The organism is Thauera sp. 63, from assembly GCF_000310165.2.
Taxonomy (GTDB): Bacteria; Pseudomonadota; Gammaproteobacteria; order Burkholderiales; family Rhodocyclaceae; genus Thauera; species Thauera humireducens.
Genome location: NZ_AMXC01000006.1, coordinates 91,962 through 111,321, shown reverse-complemented (window position 1 = coordinate 111,321; position 19,360 = coordinate 91,962). Strand labels below are relative to the sequence as shown.

Genomic DNA, 19,360 nt, shown 5'->3' with positions numbered 1-19,360 from the left:
GGGAAAGGAACTGCAGAACTGGGCATTCGCCCCGAGGCTAGCCCTGGGTCTGCTGCAACAGGTAATCGATCGCCTTGTCGTGCGCCTCGGGGGCGCCCGCGCAGTTGATCTTGTCGTCGCCGCCCTGCTTCTCGCTGAAGCGGCCAATCGTCGAGTGCAGGTAGGGGCCGTGGCGACCGCAGGCACAAGGTTCGTCCCACCCGGACAGGGTGACCTCGTCACCGGTGATCAGGCCGCCCCAGTAGCTGTCGGGCAACAGATCCATCAAACCGAAGCGTCCGGTGTGCGTGCCGCTGCGCGGCATCGGCTCGCCAGTATCGGGATCGAGCACGTAGGGCACCATGGTCGGCGGAATGTGGAAGTTGCCTTCGTCGCAACGCGGGCAGCCGGCCATGATCTCGCTCATGCTGTAGTACTCGTAATAGCGCGAGAAGCCGATGAAATCGAAGATCTGCTGCCGGTAGTTGTCCGGCAGCACCCGCCCCTTGCTGCCACCGCCGGTAATCAGCACGCTGTTGGGGCCGAAGACGTTGCGCAGGCCGCGCGCGAGACCGGCCTCAGCCCATTCGAACAGGATCGGCCACACCGCGAAGAGGATCACGTCCTTGCCCGCGTAGCGTTCGACCGCGGCCTCGAAGAAGCGCCGCATCTGCTCGGGGCGGTCGCCCTCGCGCACGGCGAACTCCTCGCGGCGGGCGAGCAGCGCGGGCGAAAGCTGCAGCTTGCCCTGTTCGCCGCGCGACTCGGCCGCCTTGAGGCGTCCGGCGAGCGAGGCCACATCGGCGCTGTAATAGGCGCCCGGGTAGAGAAAGAGCGCGTTGTCGTCCCCGCCCGCGTACATCCGCACCATGCGATCGACACCGCGGTGGGACGAGCTCGCACCGTAGCGGTACGCCGGGATGACGAGCGGCATGTGATCCTTGAGCACATCGGGCCCCGCGCCGGCGCCATGCCAGTCACGCAGGCTGTTGGCGGTGATGCGCACCGTGTCGTCCCACTGGCGGCGGGTACGCGGGATGAATGAAAGCTTGCCCGTGGTGCCCGAGGTGTGGAGCAACTGGATGTCGGTGGTCTTCTCGATCAACGCAATCCAGTCGTCGATGGTCTGCACGCCGCTCGCATCGACACCGGACAGATCGGTGGTGGTCATGCCCGCCAGCCAGTGCGTGAGCCGGTCGAAACGGCCGCGCTCGAGCAGCGACAATGGGTAGGACTTGTAGACCGTGTGCGGAAACAGCAACGGCACCGCATCGTCGACATGATTGATGTGCTCGATGCCCTGCTCCTTCGCCAGCGCGTCGAGCACGGGGAGCCGCGGCCGCAGCTCGTTGAAACGCTTCTGCAGGCCGTGCAGGTGGATCTCGTCGAGCGCTTCGCGGCCGAGATTGAAGGCCTCGTCGTAGCGGGCCTCGACGAAGCTGGTGGGGTCGGCGCGCAATTGTGCGGACAGTGAAGTCATGTTCATCTCCGGTGTTCTTGGGGGTGTGGATGCCGCCTGGCGGATCAGTTGGCGGCCACGGCCGCGTCGGGTGCGAGCGCCAGGCCCTCGAGCAATTCGGCGCTTGCCGATTCGTCGACGATCCACTTGCACATGCGGCGCACGGGCTCGATGCCGTCCTGCGGCGCGGCGGTCGCAAACAGGGTGGCGGCGCCGCCCAGCGAGACGAGGCGCTGCGCGCCCTGATAGGCCAGACGGTCGCGCAGGCGATCCTTCAGCGACTCGGGGAAGAGACCGATGGTCTGGGTGTAGGAATTGACCGAGAGCACGGCCTCGTCGAGCGCATCGATCGGAACGAGGTTGCAGACGCGCCCGGAGAGGAGGCGCGAGAAGTCCACCGGCGCATCGCTCTGCGAGACGATCACCGCGCCTTCGTTGTTGCGCCCGCCGAACATCTTGTACTCGTCGCCTGCAAAGCGCAGCCCGTCGAGCTCAGACTTCAGCTCGGGATCGAAGGCCTTGTGCGGGGTACTCAGGTGCGACGGCAGGGCCTGCAGGGCCTCGAAGGTGAGCTTGCCGAGGTTGTTGAGTCTCTCCAGCCCCTTCGCGTCGGTGCCGGAAACCACATACACGACGCGCGCGCACACGCAGCCTTCCTGGTTCATCGCACCGACGTCGAGCGCGAGGCGGCGGGCGACGTGGCGCAGCGTCGCCTCATCAGCGAACGCGTCGCTGTCGATGATGGTGGCGCTGTGCTTGGGGTCCAGGGTGATGAGATCGATGCCGGGCTGAAGGTAGCGGGTGATGTGGCTGATGCTCGCAAAGCCGCCCCAGGCGATGATCTTTTCGACCCGCTTGGGGTGATAGAGGATCTCTTCGACATTGGTGTCCCCGCCCTTCCAGTAGGCGACCGACAGATGGCGCGTCAGCGGATGGTCGGGCGCCATCTCGATCATGGTGCGCGCCATCGCGGCCGCAGTCAGCGGATCGTTGGAGGGCGTCTTGATGATCGCGTCGGAACGGGTAATGGCGTTGCGCAACACCGTCTGCGCCGCCACGCCGGGCGAATTGCCGGCGATGACGTGCACCGCCCGCGCGCCGAAAGCGCGCACCTTGACCGTGAGCGCCGGATTGACCCTGGACGCCTGCGGCACCCAGCCCTCGAGGTAGTCGAGCCCGATGAAGTTTTCGGCCGACTCCCGGGCAACCTCGGACAGGAAGAAGTACGGGATGTTCTCGTAGTGGTTGCGCAGGATGCTGTCCGACAGCCCGGAGGTCAGACGCGAGAGCTCGTAGGCTTCCTGCATGTGCGGGTTGGTGGCGAGGTTCAAGCGCTCGCTGAGCCGCCCGAGATACTCGGCGATGTCGTCGAAGCTCAGCAAATACAGATCGGCCATCCGCGAAGGACGGTCGAGTGCCAGCTGCTCGAGGTGCTTGCGTACATCGGGGGCTGTGAACACGGCGCCGCCGCGACGCCCGCCAAACTCGACCGCTCCCTCATCGATCACTTCGCCCCGGATGATCAGCGGAACACGCCAGATCTTCTTCATGCTCATCGACTCCTCTGCCCTGTTGTGCGATCCGCCAAGACCCCAAGCCGAATGCGGACCGGTTCATCGAGCCGCGACCCGGAAGGGTCGCGGCGTTGCAGGATCGATTAAAGGCCAGCGTGCGAATGGTTTCATCACGCAGCTGCACTAAGCAGGGCGGATGAGAAGAGGATCGCTGCAGAGTGGGGGAGACTCAGCAAAGTCCCGACACGACGAGATGCGTGCCATGAATGTCACGCGCGGCGTCGGAGAGCAGAAACGCCAGGGTGCCCGCGAGACTTTCACGGGAAACCCAGCGCGACGGGTCTGCATCCGGCATTGCTTGCCTGTTGGCAGGCGTGTCGATGATGCTGGGCGCGACACTGTTGACGCGAATGCCGTGCTCCCGGACTTCTGCCGAGAGCGATTCGACCAGCCGCTGCAGCGCGCTCTTGGCGGCACAGTAGGCCGCCATGTGCGCTTCTCCCCGGGCAGCGGCACGCGCGCTCACCGCGACGATCGCCCCACCCCGCCCCCGCATGTGCGGCACCACCGCACGGCTCAGCGCGATGAACGACCACGCGTTGAGCGTCATCATGGCGTCCCAGGTCTCGCGCGAGAGCTCACTGACCGCTTCACCCATGGTGAAGCCGCCAGCCAGGTGAAGCACACCATCGATGGCCCCGCAGTGCGTCACCGCCCGATCCACGAGCCGGCCCATCTCCAGCTCGTCGCTCACGTCGCCCTTGAGCATCAGATGGCAGGCGTCACCCGCAAGCCCGGGGAATGCAGCCGCTGGCGACACACGATCGACAAGGATCAGGCGCGCATTGAGCGCATTCAGTTTCAGCACCACCTCGCGTCCGAGTGCCCCTGCGGCACCCGTTACGAAGACGGTTTTTCCGTCGAGCATTTCGTTTTCCTCATTTCAGGCGCAGGCAGACCACGAATGGCTCACGCACGCCGCGCGTAAAGCTGATCGAGCTGACGTGCGCAGTTGAAGTCGCGCTGCGACAGACCATTGCAGTCGTGGGTCGAATACTCGACCCTGCAGCGGGCGTAGCTCACCAACAGATCCGGATGGTGGTCTTCGGCGTGTGCCACCCAGGCCACCGCATTGACGAAGGCCATCGTGCGGTCGAAGTTGGCGAACGCGAACTCACGAACCAGGCGATCTCCCTCACGCTGCCACGCGGGGACGCCTGCCAGCTCCCGCCGGATCTCATCCTCGGTCAATGCGACCACCGGTGTTCCCGGGGTCGCAACGGCTTCTGAATCCATCTTCAGACACTCCTTTTCGTGCGTACGGGCATTTCCTGGCGGAATCAGACCTGCTCCAGATAGAAGGCCGTCTCCGCCGACGTGTCGACGAAACGAGCCTCGCGGATACCCAGACGCTCGCGCGCGACCTCCAGCGGCAGATGCAGCGCGTCCTCGCACTTGAGCATGAAGATCGGGTCCGACGCGCGCCCCACCGCGATGCCGCGCTCCATCGCGTCGACAATGGCGGGCCAGGTCTGCGGGTAATGCAGCATGCCGCGCGACATGATGCGCATCGCGCCCAGGATGTTGAACACGGATAGCTCGCCGGCCAGCTCGGGCGACAGATGCTTGAAGACGTTGACCAGGCGCGCGTAGTACGGCACCAGCTCGCCAATGAAGTCGAGTCCGCCCCCGGTCAGGATGTGTTCGAAATCATGGGTTTGCCCGTTGCGCATCATGTAATAGTCGAGATGGCTTTTGGGCGGCTCGGGCAGCGGCGGCATGATCTCGATGCTGTAGCCCTTCTCGATCACTTCCCGATGGAAGGTCCCACCGAGCGTATCGGGCGCACAGGCTTTCACATCCTGCACAGTCAGCTTCGACATGAAGCGTTCGCTCAGCCAGGCGTCGAGTTGCGGGTTGCGCTGCCTCTCCTGTTCGAACAGCGCATCGACGTGGTCACGGTCCTGAATCTCTTTCATGATCAGGTGCAACTCGTAGGTGTCTGCAGTCGGCGGGCGGTCCTGACCGCTGCGCCTGAGCATGTTGGTCGCGACCCAGTCGCGCAGCTTAGGATTGTTGAGATACTTCGACGAACTGACCAGCACGCTGCTGTCGGTGCTGACGTGGCGTAGGCCACGCATGAGGTAAGGCAGGGTGTCATCCATGATTTGATCACTTCTCAAGAGGGGATATCACCGGTCGGCTTTCAAAGCGCGCCGGTGTAAGGCGCGGCGCGTTCGAAATCGAGCAGGCTGGGGGAAACGCGCTGCGCGAGCGCCGCGGGAATACGCACCGGGAAGCACAGCAGCTGCTGCGCCTTACCTTTGGCAACCGCATCCAGACGCGGCGAGCAGGTGATTCCCCCGCCCAGTGCGTCGTGAATGACGAGGTTGACCGCATCGAGCCCAGGCAGCAGGAAGCGCTCGACACGCCGGGCCTCGAGGTCGTCGAATTCGTGCGCAAACCAGGCAGCCACGGCCTCTGGCGTCAATGCCGACAGGATGTAAGGCAGGAAGTCGGGTTGGCGAGCGATGACCCCGACGTTGAACAGGTTGCCCTTGTCCCCACTGCGTGCCCAGGCCAAGCCGATCAGGGGCACTTCGACCGCATCGTCGCCCGCCTCCAGCGCCTCGATGCCCTGCGGGCGGACGATCTGCGCCTTGTCGAAGCCCCCATCGGTCGCGACCGCAGGAATGCGCGACACCCCATCCACGGTGACCACCGGCGTGATCTCGCGCTTGTCGAGCAGAAACGAAGTCAGGGCCTGCAGTGGCGTGACGACCATGCCGACATTGATCGATGTGCCGGGCGACATCGACACGATGCCGGAATACTGCTCACGCATGAACATGTCGCAGGCCCGCTTGTCCTCGTGCTCGAGCACGATGCGGCACAGCACCTCGCGGGTGTTCCGGTTGCGCGCGCGCGCGCCCTGGGTGCATTCGGTCCCGAGCAACTCGACATGGGTGCGCGACCAGTCCTGCATGCCCTGTTCGCGCAGCATGCGCCCGGTCCGCTCGATGAGTGCGGCCGCCTGGCGCTCGCCCTTGGCCGCGGCCTCGAGGCCGGTAATGGGCTGGACAACGGCAACCCGCCAACCCTTGCGGTAGATGGTGCACACCTTGTAGGTCGAGGTCCGTGGCAGTCCGCGTGCGCCCGTCACGCGCACACGGTCCGGCCCGACCTCCTCGAGGTGCACGCCGCTGAAGTCGCAGGTCACATCGGGCACGAAATAGCATTGCGGGTCACTTGTTTCGTACATGAGCTGCTCGGCCACCGTGCCACGCGACACGAGGCCGCCGGTGCCCTTGGGTTTGGTCACGACGAAGCTGCCGTCGGCCGAACACTCGGCGATCGGATAGCCGATGGCCGCCCAGCCGGGCACGCTGCGCCAGTCGGTGAAGGTGCCGCCGGTGACCTGGGCGCCGCATTCGAGCAGATGCCCTGCCAGCGTACCGGCCGCCAGCACATCGTAGTCCTCGGCACGCCAGCCGAACTCGTGGATCAGCGGCCCCAGGGTTAGCGCGCTGTCGACCACCCGCCCGGTGATGATGACATCCGCACCTGCAGCCAGGGCGTCCGCAATCGGGAAGGCACCGAGATAGGCATTCATGCTGTCGATTGGGGCGTCCGGCAAGGCCTCGCCGGTGAACATGTCCCGCACCCCCGCCGCCCGAAATGCGTCGACGCGCGGCATCAGATCGTCGCCATCAACCACGGCGATGCGCAGATGCACACCCTGCTGCGCGGCCACCTCACGCAAGGCCGCCGCACACCCGCGCGGATTGACGCCACCGGCGTTGACCACGAGCTTCACGCCCTGGCGCGCGATCTCCTGCAGATGGGGCGCAATGTGTACCGGGATGAAATCCGGCGCGAATCCAGCCCTCGCCTGTGCGTTGGCGAACATCGCCAGCAGGCCCATCGAGCCCTCGGCCAAGTAATCGCCCACCAGATAATCGAGTTGTCCATGCTTGAGCATTTGCGGCACCGCGAGCGCGCTGTCCGACAGCGCCGCCGAGGCGCTGCCGATGCGCACGACCCGTTTTGACATGTTTTTCTCCTCGTCTTGTTATGCGTGGCGCGGCGGGCGAGCCGCCCCACCACGCCAAGCTGGCCTGAAGTTCAGTTCAGCGCGTTGAAGCCAGCCGTCATGCCGCCATCGATGACGAATTCGGAGCCGGTGGTGTAGGAGGCTTCGTCCGAAGCCAGGAATGCGACCAGTCGGGCCACTTCCTCGACCTGGCCGACGCGCGGGATCGGCAGGGCCTTGTGCGCATCGTTCAGGTCGCTGTCGGGGGTGCGCACCATCGGCGTGTCGATGCCGCCGGGGTGGACGGAGTTCACCCGGATGTTGTAGCGGCCGAACTCGAGCGCCGCGCATTTGGTCATGCCGCGTACTGCGAACTTGGTGGCGGTGTAGGCGCTGGAGCCGCCGATGCCCATCAGGCCGGCAACGGACGAGGTGTTCACGATCGCCCCGCCGCCCGCTGCCTTCAGCGCCGGCAACACGGCCTTCATGCCCAGCCAGCAGCCGAGCTGATTGACCTGGATCACGCTCATGTAATCTTCGGCGCTCATCTCCTCGATGCGGCTCCAGCGCAGGATGCCGGCGTTGTTCACCAGCACGTCCAGCCGCCCGAAGCGCGCCACCGCTGCGCTGACGGCCGCCTCCCATTGGTCGGCCTGGGAAACGTCGAGGTGCAGGTACAGGGCGTTCGGCCCTAGCTCGTCCGCGAGCTTCTGGCCCTGCTCGTCGAGGAGGTCGGCGATGACGACCTTTGCCCCTTCCGCGACGAATAGCCGCGCCTCGGCCTCACCCTGGCCGCGCGCGGCACCGGTCACGAAAACAACCTTGCCTTGAAAACGTTGCATGTTTGACTCCTCCCTATTGTGGTGTGCGCGATGCGCAATCGAATCGATGCCGGCCGACGATGGATCGGCATCGGGAAAGTCTTGAAGCCGGGTTATGCGGGTACTCAGACCAGCGGCGCGACGCCGCTCAGCAAGACGCGCAGGAGCTCCGTCTGGCGTGTCACGCCCGTCTTGGCAAAAATGGCGCGGATCTGGCAACGGGCGGTGTTTCGGCTCACGTTGAGGCGCTGGGCCGCCTCGTCCACCGTGCACCCCTCCATCAGGTGCAGGGCAAGGTTGGCCTCGGCAGGCGTCAAGCCATACAAGCGCTTGAGCTGCTCATGCGAAGCCAGGACGCGCGCCTCGGGGTCGCGGATGATGACAAGCGCGGCGGGCCGCGACGTGGGCTCCGACCATTCGGTGGGCGGCGCAGCACGGACTGCCACACCGAGCCCCGGGCGACCCGACGACCGGCTGACCGACATGCCGACAACCACGCCGGGCGTGGTTTTTTTTGTGGGTGACACCACTTGCTCGATCAACCGGCGTAACTCGTGGTTTTCGCCCGGATAGGCCGCCGACAAACCGCCATTGACGATCGACAGTCCGTCCCGCTGCGCGAGGATGTCGCTCGCGGCCTGATTCGTCTTGAGGATGCGCCCCTCCTTGTCGAGGAACACCGCCCCGACGGACAGGCGATCGAGCATCCCTGAGTAGAAAAAGCGCTCGACCTCGGCAATGTCGAAACTAGCACGCAACTCGACCGCGGTCGTCAGATGCGGCAGCAGGAGGTTGCAGATCGCACGCTCACGCTCGCCAAAGCGCACGCCGCTGGACGGGCGCGACACCCGAAGGCGACAACTGGGTTCGGCGCCCAAGCCGATGTCGGCCGCCATCTGATAGCGCACGTCGAGCGGCGCGTGGAACTCGCGATAGTAGGGGCTGGCCAGCCACTCCTCGTCGTCAATCAGTTCTTCGCGGGTGACCATGCGGTTGCGGGGCAGGTTGACGAAGGTGTCGATCGCGCTGAGATCGGTATAGAACGGCGCCGCGAGGGCAGGTCTGGCCTGACCCGAAAACACGACCTGCAGCGGCTGATCGGCGTACTGCGTGCGCAGGATCAAGACGGCGTAGTTGGCGTCCAGCAGATCCCGCAAGCGGTCGAGAAGCCGTGTCCACGGCACCGTCTCCTGTGTGCCCGAGTAAACCAGACGCACCAGATCGTCGTATTCCGAGAAGTCCAGCCCGGACGCCTCGAACAGTTCGCCCGCCGTCTGAGCCTCCGACATGAACGAAGACATCCGCATCTCGGAAATACACCGTGCCCTCATGTCCGCCCTATCCCTGTTCATCGTCTCTCCACTCGATGGACCGAAGCACACCGAACAAACGCCGCTCAATCACTTGTACCAACGATGACACCAGACACCACGGGCTTCATCACCAGATTGGACTAGGGCACGAAGAGGTGCCCCCAGAACGATGACGCAATGCGCTCGTTAACCAGTTTGCAGGATGCCCCTGTTTCAGAGCGGCGAATAATTGGGTCACGAAACCAAGCAGTCAGCTGCCTAAGCCAGCAGCCCGCATCAGTAACCATCAAGGAGTCAATGTGCGTCTCGATCCGCAAGCTCAAGCCATCGCCGACCAGCTCGCCAAGAGTCCGCGTCCGGACTTCTCCACCCTGAGTGTCGCCGACTACCGCGCCATGATCGCCGCCTTCCCCATCGCGCCGGCGGGTGACGATGGCCTCGAGTCGATTGTTGACGACACCCTGCCCGGGATCGCGGGTCCGCTGCCCGTGCGCATCTTTCGCCCCTTCGGCGCAGGTCAGCTCCCGCTCACCGTGTTCTTCCACGGTGGCGGCTTCGTCAGCTGCAGCATCGACACGCACGCCAACCTCTGCAGCCGCCTCGCCGCACTGTCGGGCTCGATCGTGGTGTCGGTCGACTATCGCCTCGGCCCCGAGCACCGTTTCCCAGCCGCGGTGGACGACGCCATCGACGCAGTGCGCAAGCTGCATGCGCGCGCATCGGCGCTCGGCGCCGACCCCACGCAGATCGCGGTCGCGGGTGACAGTGCCGGCGGCACACTCGCCACCGTCGTCGCCCACGCACTGCGCGACGGCCCCATCGCGCTTCGTCATCAACTGTTGCTGTATCCGGTGACCGACGCCTCCTGCAATTCACCCTCGCAGCTCGAGTCGGCCGATACCCCTGTCCTCAACCGAGACATGATGCTTTGGTTCTGGCGCAACTATCTTCCCAACGAAGATGCGGCGCGCGACCCCCGTGCGTCACCCTTGCTGCAGACCGATCTAGCCCGTCTCGCCCCCGCCACCGTGATCACCGCCGGCGCCGACCCGCTTCGCGACGAGGGCGAAGCCTATGCGAAGGCCTTGGTTGACGCCGGGGTCTGCGTGACACAGCAGCGCTGGAACGGGCAGTTCCATGGCTTTGCAAGCATGCTCGGAACGCTCGATGCCGCGACTGAAGCACTGGCGTTCAGCGCGCTCCAACTGCGCCACGCGTTCGATAACTGATCAACCACAAACCTAAAGAACCTTTTTCCACACCTGGAGACTCGACTCAAAATGGCTTCCACACAAAGCGCACCCAAGTCCCTGCGCATCGCCGTCATCGGCGCCGGCATGGCAGGCATCCTGGCCGCCACCCGTCTGCTCGAGGCGGGCAAGCACAAATTCGTCGTCTACGAGAAGGCCGACCGCGTCGGCGGCACCTGGCGCGAAAACACCTACCCAGGCCTGACCTGCGACGTGCCCGCCCACGCCTACACCTACTCCTTCGCTCCCAACCCCGAATGGAGCAGCTACCTGTCTCCGGGCGCAGAGATCCAGCGCTATTTCGAATCGGTGGCCGAAAAGTACGCGCTCGACAAGTTCATGAAGTTCGGTCAGGAAGTGACGCGCTGCGAATGGAAAAACGGCCGCTGGGAACTCGAGACGGCAAAAGGCTTGAAGGACACGGCCGACGTCGTGATCGCGGCGACGGGTGTGCTGCATCACCCCAGCACGCCCGACATCCCCGGCCTCGACACTTTTGCCGGCGCGTGCTTTCACTCGGCCCAGTGGGACCACTCGGTTGCACTGGATGGCAAACGTGTCGGCATCATCGGCAGCGGATCGACCGGCGTGCAGATCGTTTCGGCGCTCGCCGGGCGCGCGAGCAAGGTCATCCACATCCAGCGCACGCCGCAGTGGATCATGCCGACGCCCAACGATCCCTACACCGAAGAACAAAAGGCGGCATTCCGGGCGAATCCGGCCCTGATTGACGAGATCCGTTACAGCGAGGCTTACACATCGGCGGTGCGCCGCTTCACCGAAGCGATCGTCGACCCGGATTCCCCCCAAATGCGGGAGATCGAGGCGATCGTACAGAAGAACCTCGAAGACAGCGTCAAGGACCCGGTGCTGCGCGAGAAGCTGCGGCCAAACTACCGCGCTGCCTGCAAGCGCCTGATCTACTCGTCCGACTATTACCAGAAGGTGCAACGGCCCGATGTCGAGGTCGCCATCGGAGGGATCAAGCAGATCGAGCCGAACGGGGTACGCATGGCCGACGGTTCCCTGCAGGAGGTCGACGTGCTGGTGCTCGCCACCGGCTTCCATGCTGACCGCTTCGTCCGCCCGATGCGCCTGATCGGCCGCGATGGCACAGACATCGACGCCCAGTGGAGCCCGACGCCGTCGGCTTACCTCGGCATCAGCGTGCCGGGCTTCCCGAACTTTTTCATGATCAACGGCCCCACCGGCCCTGTCGGCAACTTCTCCCTCATCGACATCGCAGAACGTCAGTGGGGCTACATCGAGCACTTGCTGGCCGCGCTAGAGTCCGGCGAGGCACGCTCGGTCGAACTGAAGGAGGAAACCCTGCGCGCCTATGACGAGCGCCGCATCGCCGCCGCCCGCAAGACGATCTTCGGCTCGGGCTGCAACAGCTGGTACCTCGATGCCACTGGCGTGCCGGCGAGCTGGCCGTGGAGTTACGACGCGTTCGCCGAACAGACCGCCAAGCCGCGCGACGAGGATTACGTCTGCGCCGCCTGACGTCCTGAGCGGCAATACCCCCGCGGGGACAGCCAGTCGGCTGTCCCCGCGGCGTCGTGCACGTCCAGACACTGACCGACCCCGGTTCGCCCGGGGCTCATCACCTACGGAGCATCCCCATGACGCCACGCAAGGCTTGGGCGATTTACATCGCACTCCTGTTCGGTACCTTCGTCACCATCGAAGCTTCGGCCTTCCAGATTCCGGCGCTTCCAAGCGTGACCCGCCATTTCGGCATCCCGGTCAGCCTTTCGTCGCTGATGCTGATGCTTTACTTCCTTGCGGTCGCGGTGTTCGCGCCCATCATGGGGCGGGTGGGCGATGTCTACGGTCGCAAGCGCATCCTGCTGTTTGGCCTCGTCGTGTTCGCGATGTCGGAGTTTGCTGCTGCGCTCGCACCGAACTTCTTGTCGTTTCTTGTCGCCCGATTCCTGCAGGGCTTTGCCGTCGCCTGCATCCTGCCCAGTGTGTTCGTCTATGCAACCCACCTGTTCGATGACAAGCAGCGGGGGCTGGCACTGGGCATCCTCAGCTTCACGATGACGCTGGGCGGTGCGACCGGCGGCGCACTCGGCGGACTCCTCATCGACCGCTTTGGCTGGGAGAGCATTTACTGGATCAGCGGGGTGCTCGCGATCGGCGGTCTGCTTCCCGTTTATCTGATCGTTCCCGAGATTCGTGGCGAAAGAATCAACGCAGCCTTCGACTACAAGGGCGCGCTGCTATTGTTGATCACCTTTGGCGCCTTGCTCTCGCTGCCCACCTGGGCCAGCAATATCGGCACCCATTCGCCCCTCTTCTGGGCGATTCTGGTCTGCGGCCTGATCACCCTCCTCGTGCTGATCCAACACAGCCGGCGCACCGCCGCCCCGGTGCTGGACACGAAAATCCTCTCCACCAAGGCTTTCTCGCTGCCACTGGCAATCTTCTGGCTGCACGTTCTGTTCACCAGCAGCGTCCTTTACGCGCTCGCCTTCTTCATGAACAACCGTCCGGGCGGCAACGCGTGGCAGTTTGGACTGATGACGCTCTTCATGTTCGGCAGTGCGATGCTGAGCTCCCCCATCGCCGGGCGCCTGTGCGACCGCTTCGAGGCCCGACGGGTGTCGCTTTTCGCCCTGATCGGTACCCTCGGCGGGTCATTTCTGTTTCTCACCATCCAGATCGATTCGTCGCTGGCCCATATCGCCGCCATCTGCAGCCTGCTCGGAATCATGCTGGGCGCGAACACCCCGGCGTCGATGAAAATGGCCTTCGGCGCCATTCCGCCCGAGCGGATCGGCGTGGGCACCGGCATGTTCAGCATGTTCCGCGACATGGCCAGCCCGACGGGTTCGTCGCTGGCCCTGGCGGTCTTCGGCACCGCATTGGCAGACAAGGCCAGCAGCGCACTGTCACGGCTCATCGACGGGCACGCGCTCGAGGCTGACACCCTGACCGCCCTGGTGCGGGCAGCGACAAACCGCGGCCCACTGCCCGAGGCGCTGGCCACCCAGCTGCAAGCCGCCGGCATCAAGACATCGGAGCTCATCACGGCTGCCTCCGCAGAGGCCTTGCAGGGCGCACTGACCCAGGTGGGCTACCTCCTCTGCGTCCCCATCCTGATCGCCCTCATCCTCGCCACGCAATTGGCGCGGACACGCCAGGCAAACGCCGCCAGCGCGTTGTCACCCCGCGTGAGCGCAATTAAGTAGGAATGACTGAGCCACCCCTCATCGAGCGGGGTCTGGGCAAAACGGGTGAAGACGCTTTGCCCAGACCCCGGCGCCCCGCAGGCTGTCAGCGCGGGGCGCGTACTCAGCGCTGGGAGGAAATGTTCCCGCCGTCGACGACGATCTCGGCTGCGGTGATGTAGCTCGCCTCGTCCGACAGCAGGAAGCGCACCACGCGACCGATCTCCTCGGCTGCGCCGACGCGCTCAAGCAGGATGCGACGCTCGAAGAACCCCGGCGGCAGCGCATCGATCGCGGGCCGGGTCATGGGCGTCTCGACATAGCCCGACGACACGCTGGTGATGCGTATGCCGTCATGAGCGAGGCGGTCGGCCAGGGAGCGGACGAGCGACAACACGCCACCCTTGGCCGCCGAGTACACCGGGTTGATGCCGTTCCCGAGCGTTGCATTGATCGAAGCGGTCGCAACCACCGCCGAGCCGGGCTGCCGCTTCAGATCTTCCAGAAAGGTTTGCAGCAGCAACACGATGGGACGCAGATGGATGGTGATGCCATCGGCTCAGCTGTCGAGGGTGATTCCCTCCAGCGATCCGGTATCGACGATGCCCGCGCAGTGGACGATTCCGCCCAGCGATGGCAGTCGCTGGCGTGTCTCATCCGCAGCCGCAGCGATCGCTTCGGGGCTGCGGAGGTCAACACCGAAACCAATGGCCGGCATGCCGCAGGCCCCGTTCCATTGGCCACCGAATTCCGTGCAGATCTGCTCTGCAGCCGCCTCCGCCCTGCGCGCATCGATGTCCCAGATCGCAACCGGGCGCCCGACGGCTGCGAGCGCCCGCGCCGAGGCCAGTCCGATTCCGGACGCGCCGCCGGTGACGAGTACGCCGGTAGAGGGCGTTGACAGCAATGGCTCCACGTTCTGCATGAATGTCTCCTTGATGAGCGAAGTCTTTCCCCCGTCGCGTTCCCACGGCCGCCAGCCGCGGATGCCGACGCGGTATCGCTGCACGGTACGCACCGCTGCGTCCGCTGCAATCGTCAGAACTGACTATCAGCCTGCCGTGACGGTGCGCGGCGCCTGCGCCAGTTCATCCCCAGGGCATTCTCCGTCCGCAAAAAAACGGCCGCCAACCCTTGCGGGAGGCGGCCAGAAGAGAGGAGGAAAACCATGCAACTGAACTGCAGGTACAACAAAAACGCACTACAAGAACAACGATTTGCTGCTAGAAAAACCCTGACACCTGGATCACATGTAGAGGATCACCAGGTCATTGATTACCGACGGCCGCTCGCTGCCCACGACGTGAGTAACGATCTCCATCGTCAGCTGCATGCCCTTGGCCAGCTTCTCGACCGATTTCACCCGCGACCGGGCGTGGATGCGCGAACCCGCCGGCACCGGCGCCGGGAAGCGCAGGCGGTCGGAACCGTAGTTGACCATGTTGGTGAAGCCGACGACCTCGAAGTCGAGCGGGATGCGCAGGCGCGACTGCAGCACCTGCACCAGCGCGCCATGGGCGATGGTGCCGCCGAAGGGGCTCTGCTTGCGCGCGCGCTCGGGATCGATGTGGATCCAGTAGTCGTCGCCCGACAGCTTCGCGAATTCGTCGATCAACGCCTGATCGACCACGATCTGGTTACTCCAGGGCGAGAAGGTGTCGCTCACCAGCGACTTCATCGCCGCCTCGTCGTCGCAGCGCACCTGGCGCTTCGCGACCACCGGCGCCGTGTCCGCCGCGGCCTCGGCTGCGGCAGCCAGCGCTGCAGGCGTGCTGTCGATGCGCTCGGGCATATCCTTGTCCGCAGCCGTGAAGCGCAGCAGCGCCGTGCCGTCCGACTTCACCGTGTCGAACACCGGCTTCACCCGCATGCCGACCTTGATCTCACCTTCATCCACGCCGATGAGCGTGGTGTTGATGCGTACGCCCTCGTCGAGCTCGACCACCGCCATCTTCTGCGGCATCTCGTCGGCGAAGTCGGGCAGCGTCGGGACGCGGGTCAGCGTGTAGGTGTAGAGCGTGCCGGTGCCCTTGACCTCCTTCCACGCCAGGTCCTGCGACCAGCACTTGTCGCAGTGACGGCGCGGGAAGAAGACCCAGTGGCCGCAGGACTTGCAGTGCGGCAGGGTCAGGCGGCCTTCCTTGAGGCCGTTCCAGTACGGCGCCGAGATCCCGGTCGGTGTCGGCAGCGGTTTGTTGGTCGACATGCTCGTCATGCTCCCTGGAGAATCAGTGCGCCCTGCTCGCTCATCACGCCACCGGTGCCCGAGACGAACACGGTGTCGCAGCGCTTGAGCTGGCGCTCACCGGCGCGGCCGGAAATCTGGTGGAAGGCCTCGATGACCTGCGACATGCCGCCCGCGGTGCCGCTCTGGCCGAAGCTGAGCTGCCCGCCGTGGGTGTTCATCGGGAAGTTGCCCTTGTAGGTCAGGTCGTGCTCGCGCACCCAGCGCATGCCCTCGCCCTTGGGCGCGAAGCCGGCATCTTCCAGCGTCAGCAGCACGGTGATCGTGTAGCAGTCGTAGATCTGCGCGGCGTGGATGTCGCTGCGCTGGATGCCCGCCATCGCGAAGGCGCGCTCGGCCGCGGGGCCGATCGGGGTGTCGGTCATCTCGGTTGCGTAGGTCGGCGACTTGAAGTACAGGTGCTCGCCGAAACCGGTGATGCAGGCGCCGCGGTTCTTCGCGCGTGCCGCCACTTCCTTGGAGGCGACGATCACGGCGGCACCGCCGGCGACCGGCATCACGATCTCGAGCACGCGCAGCGGCTCGGCGACCATCTTGCTGGCGAGCACGTCCTCGATGGAGAGCGGCTTGCCGAAGAAGCTGGCGTCCGGGTTGGCGAGCGCGTTGGTGCGCTGGTCGACCGCGATCTTGGCCATCGCCACCGGATCGTAGCCGTACTTGGCCGCGTAGCGCTGGGCGATCATCGCGTAGCCGGTGTTCTGGCCCATGTGGCCGTATGGCAGGTCGAACTCGGCCTCGGGCGCGCCGAAAGCGGTGCTGTGACCGCCGAAGCGCATTGCACGGGCCATCCAGCTCGGGTCTTCATCCGGACCGAAGGGCGCCATGCGCGCGGGAATCACGCACAGCACGGCCTGGCACAGCCCCATCTCGACCGCCATCGCCGCGCGCCAGACCGCCGCCACCGACGAGCAACCGCCCAGGTCGACGACCTCGGCGAAGTTGAGCGACAGGCCGAGGTACTCGGCCGCCATCGCCGGCACGAAGACCTGCGCCTCGTGGAACTGCGGCCCGTGGATCACCAGACCGTCGATGTCCGAGGCCTTGAGCCCGGCATCGGCCAGCGCCAGGCCGGCCAGGTCGGCCACCTGCTCCAGATGGAACATCCGCGGCGCGGTCGCGTACTTCTCCGGCTTGTACTGCGCGGCGCCGACGATTGCTGCGTTTCCTTTCAGACCCATGGTCCCTCACCTCGTTGATCCAGGCCCTGTCCGGCCCTGTGTTGGGCACAACGATGCCACAGCGTCCGGGGGGCGCAATCGTTCAAATCGACTAGGCGAAGCGGAGGACACCATCCGGACGGACGATTCGGCAACCGGCCCGCGCCCCGATCATGCGCGAGTCATCCCTTGCCCACGATTCACCGCAACACTGGAGGAGTCCCCGTATGCGTCGCTTCACCCTCAAGCCGCTGCTCGCCCTGCTGGCGGCAGGCAGCGTCCTCGTCGCGCAGGCGCCCGCCTTCGCCGCGTCGCCCGCCCCCGCGTCCCCACCCGAAACGGGGGGCGAGTGGCCCCGGCATGGACTGGACGCCGCCGAGACCCGCTTCAGCCCCCTGTCCGCGATCAGCGCGGACAACGTCGGACGGCTGGGACTGGCCTGGCACTTCCGCTTCGACCGGCCACGTGGCGTCGAGGCCACCCCCATCATGGTTGACGGCACGCTGTACGTCAGCGGCCCGTGGGGCGTGGTGTATGCCGTCGACGCGCGCAACGGCCAGCTCAAATGGCAGCACGATCCCGAGGTGCCGGCCGGCAAGGGCATGCACGCATGCTGCGACGTGGTCAATCGCGGCGTGGCGGTCGAAGACGGGCGCGTCTTCGTGGCCACCATCGACGGCAGACTGCAGGCGCTGGATGCGCAAAGCGGCCGCCTGCTGTGGTCGATGCGGACCTTCGCCATCGACGCGCCCTACACCATTACCGGCGCTCCGCGCGTGGCGCGCGGCCTGGTCATCATCGGTAACGGCGGCGCCGAGTACGGCGTGCGCGGCTTCGTCTCGGCCTACGACGCGAAGACGGGCGAACTGCGCTGGCGCTTCTACACCGTGCCGGGCAATCCGGCCGACGGCCCCGATGGCACCGTCTCAGATCGCCCGCTGGAGACGCTCGCGCGTCCGACCTGGACGGGCGAGTGGTGGCGCTACGGCGGTGGCGGCACGGTCTGGGACTCGATGGCCTGGGACCCCGAACTCGACCTGCTCTACTTCGGCGTCGGCAACGGCGCCCCCCACGACCGCGATATCCGCAGCCCCGGCGGCGGCGATAACCTCTTTCTGTCCTCGATCCTTGCCGTGCGACGCGCGACCGGCGAATACGTTTGGCATTACCAGACGACGCCCGGCGACAGCTGGGACTACACCGCCACCCAGCACATCATGCTGACCGACCTGGAGCTCGGCGGGAAGACCCGTAAGGTGTTGATGCAAGCGCCCAAGAACGGCTTCTTCTACGTCCTCGACCGCGCCACCGGCGAACTGCTCTCCGCCGACAAGTACGTGACGGTAAACTGGGCGAGCCATGTCGATCCTGCCAGCGGCCGCCCGGTCGAAACCGAGGGCGCGCGCTACCCCGCGGGCCAGCCCTTCTTGGTGCAACCCTCGCAGCTCGGCGGCCACAACTGGCAGCCGATGGCCTGGAGCCCGGCCACCGGCCTGGTCTACATCCCGGCGCAGGAGAACACCGGCTTCATGATGAAGGAGCCGGCGTTCCGCCACGAGCCCGGCCGCTGGAACCTCGGCGTGCTCACGCCACCGATGCCGCCCGATCCGGCCCTGCTCGAGCAGGCCAGAGCCGCGATGCGCGGCCATCTGCTGGCATGGGACCCGGTTCGTCGTCGCGCGGCCTGGCGCACCCCGCATGCCGGCTCGTGGAATGGCGGCGTACTGGCGACGGCTGGCGACCTGGTGTTCCAGGGGGTCGGCGGCGAGGGCCTGGCCGCGTTCGATGCCCGCGACGGGCGCCGTCTTTGGCAGTCGGACACCTGGCTCGACATCCTCGGCGGCCCGATCAGCTATACGCTCGACGGCGAACAGTACATCGCTGCAGCCGCCGGCTTCGGCAGCTCGATGCACCTGACCTCGAGCGCGCTGCTGCCGGGCACCGGCGCCCCGGTGCCCGGCGGGCTTTTCGTGTGGAAGCTTGACGGCAAAGGCGAGATGCCTACGCCGACACAGCGCCCCAGCGTGGCGCCGCCGCCTGCCACCGGCTCGGAAGCCGAGCTTGCACACGGCGCCGCGCGTTACGCACGCTACTGCATGCAGTGCCACGGCGCAGGCGCAGTGGCCGGCGGCGCCATGCCCGACCTGCGCCAATCACCCTACTTGAAGGATGCTGCGCAGTTCCGTCGCCCGCTCCTCGAGGGCCTGCTCGCCGCGCGCGGTATGCCCGGGTTCGCGGACGTGCTGACGGCGGCTGACGTGGATGCGATCCGCCACTACATCATTCGCATGGCCCACACTTTCGGAAACCTGCCAGCGCAAGATTGAGCCCTGCAAAAAACACATGGCCCCGCCTTCGGAGTCCGAGGGCAGGGCCATTTCGTTCGATCCAACCGCCGAGGCGGTCGCTG

The 19,360-nt window shown here is 65.7% G+C and carries 14 protein-coding genes and 1 pseudogene; 4 read left to right on the top strand and 11 right to left on the bottom strand.

Annotated elements, in window-relative coordinates:
• Window positions 1–37: 37 nt before the first annotated feature.
• The 8 genes from C664_RS07695 to C664_RS07660 form a co-directional block, all read right to left on the bottom strand.
• Complete coding sequence (locus C664_RS07695) at window positions 38–1,459, bottom strand: hypothetical protein (protein ID WP_038011270.1); 1,422 nt, start codon at window positions 1,457–1,459, stop codon at window positions 38–40.
• 44 nt (window positions 1,460–1,503) lie between these two features.
• The gene (locus tag C664_RS07690; RefSeq protein WP_004256750.1) at window positions 1,504–2,988 is read right to left on the bottom strand and encodes an acyl-CoA reductase; all 1,485 of its coding nucleotides are present in this window, start codon (window positions 2,986–2,988) and stop codon (window positions 1,504–1,506) included.
• 193 nt (window positions 2,989–3,181) lie between these two features.
• Window positions 3,182–3,880 (bottom strand): SDR family oxidoreductase, encoded by a 699-nt coding sequence (locus C664_RS07685; RefSeq protein ID WP_004256748.1) that lies wholly within the window; start codon window positions 3,878–3,880, stop codon window positions 3,182–3,184.
• 41 nt (window positions 3,881–3,921) lie between these two features.
• A complete protein-coding gene (locus tag C664_RS07680; protein WP_004256745.1) occupies window positions 3,922–4,248 on the bottom strand; it encodes a 4a-hydroxytetrahydrobiopterin dehydratase in 327 nt (108 codons plus the stop codon).
• Window positions 4,249–4,292: 44 nt separating this feature from the next.
• A complete protein-coding gene (locus C664_RS07675) occupies window positions 4,293–5,117 on the bottom strand; it encodes a Coq4 family protein (RefSeq protein WP_004256740.1) in 825 nt (274 codons plus the stop codon).
• Window positions 5,118–5,158: 41 nt separating this feature from the next.
• Complete coding sequence (locus tag C664_RS07670) at window positions 5,159–7,006, bottom strand: acyclic terpene utilization AtuA family protein (RefSeq protein ID WP_004256730.1); 1,848 nt, start codon at window positions 7,004–7,006, stop codon at window positions 5,159–5,161.
• Between the two features lie 71 nt (window positions 7,007–7,077).
• Entirely contained in the window at window positions 7,078–7,827 is a 750-nt protein-coding gene (locus C664_RS07665) for an SDR family NAD(P)-dependent oxidoreductase (RefSeq protein WP_004256727.1), read from the bottom strand.
• 104 nt (window positions 7,828–7,931) lie between these two features.
• Window positions 7,932–9,107 (bottom strand): helix-turn-helix transcriptional regulator, encoded by a 1,176-nt coding sequence (locus C664_RS07660; RefSeq protein ID WP_004256725.1) that lies wholly within the window; start codon window positions 9,105–9,107, stop codon window positions 7,932–7,934.
• 311 nt (window positions 9,108–9,418) lie between these two features.
• Between C664_RS07660 and C664_RS07655 the strand changes: the two genes are divergently transcribed.
• From C664_RS07655 to C664_RS07645, 3 genes are all read left to right on the top strand, one after another.
• On the top strand, window positions 9,419–10,348 hold the full coding sequence (locus C664_RS07655) for an alpha/beta hydrolase (protein WP_004256723.1): 930 nt from the start codon (window positions 9,419–9,421) through the stop codon (window positions 10,346–10,348).
• A gap of 51 nt (window positions 10,349–10,399) precedes the next feature.
• On the top strand, window positions 10,400–11,875 hold the full coding sequence (locus C664_RS07650) for a flavin-containing monooxygenase (protein WP_004256719.1): 1,476 nt from the start codon (window positions 10,400–10,402) through the stop codon (window positions 11,873–11,875).
• Between the two features lie 119 nt (window positions 11,876–11,994).
• Window positions 11,995–13,569: an MFS transporter gene (locus C664_RS07645; RefSeq protein ID WP_004256716.1), complete on the top strand. Its 1,575-nt coding sequence runs from the start codon at window positions 11,995–11,997 to the stop codon at window positions 13,567–13,569.
• Window positions 13,570–13,672: 103 nt separating this feature from the next.
• Here C664_RS07645 and C664_RS20930 read toward each other — a convergent pair.
• From C664_RS20930 to C664_RS07630, 3 genes and pseudogenes are all read right to left on the bottom strand, one after another.
• A pseudogene (locus C664_RS20930) lies at window positions 13,673–14,473 on the bottom strand (SDR family NAD(P)-dependent oxidoreductase).
• A gap of 321 nt (window positions 14,474–14,794) precedes the next feature.
• Entirely contained in the window at window positions 14,795–15,754 is a 960-nt protein-coding gene (locus C664_RS07635) for a bifunctional OB-fold nucleic acid binding domain-containing protein/MaoC family dehydratase (protein ID WP_004256712.1), read from the bottom strand.
• 5 nt (window positions 15,755–15,759) lie between these two features.
• On the bottom strand, window positions 15,760–16,971 hold the full coding sequence (locus C664_RS07630) for a thiolase family protein (protein WP_004256711.1): 1,212 nt from the start codon (window positions 16,969–16,971) through the stop codon (window positions 15,760–15,762).
• Between the two features lie 206 nt (window positions 16,972–17,177).
• Between C664_RS07630 and C664_RS07625 the strand changes: the two genes are divergently transcribed.
• Window positions 17,178–19,277 (top strand): PQQ-dependent dehydrogenase, methanol/ethanol family, encoded by a 2,100-nt coding sequence (locus C664_RS07625; protein ID WP_004256708.1) that lies wholly within the window; start codon window positions 17,178–17,180, stop codon window positions 19,275–19,277.
• The last annotated feature ends 83 nt before the right edge of the window (window positions 19,278–19,360 follow it).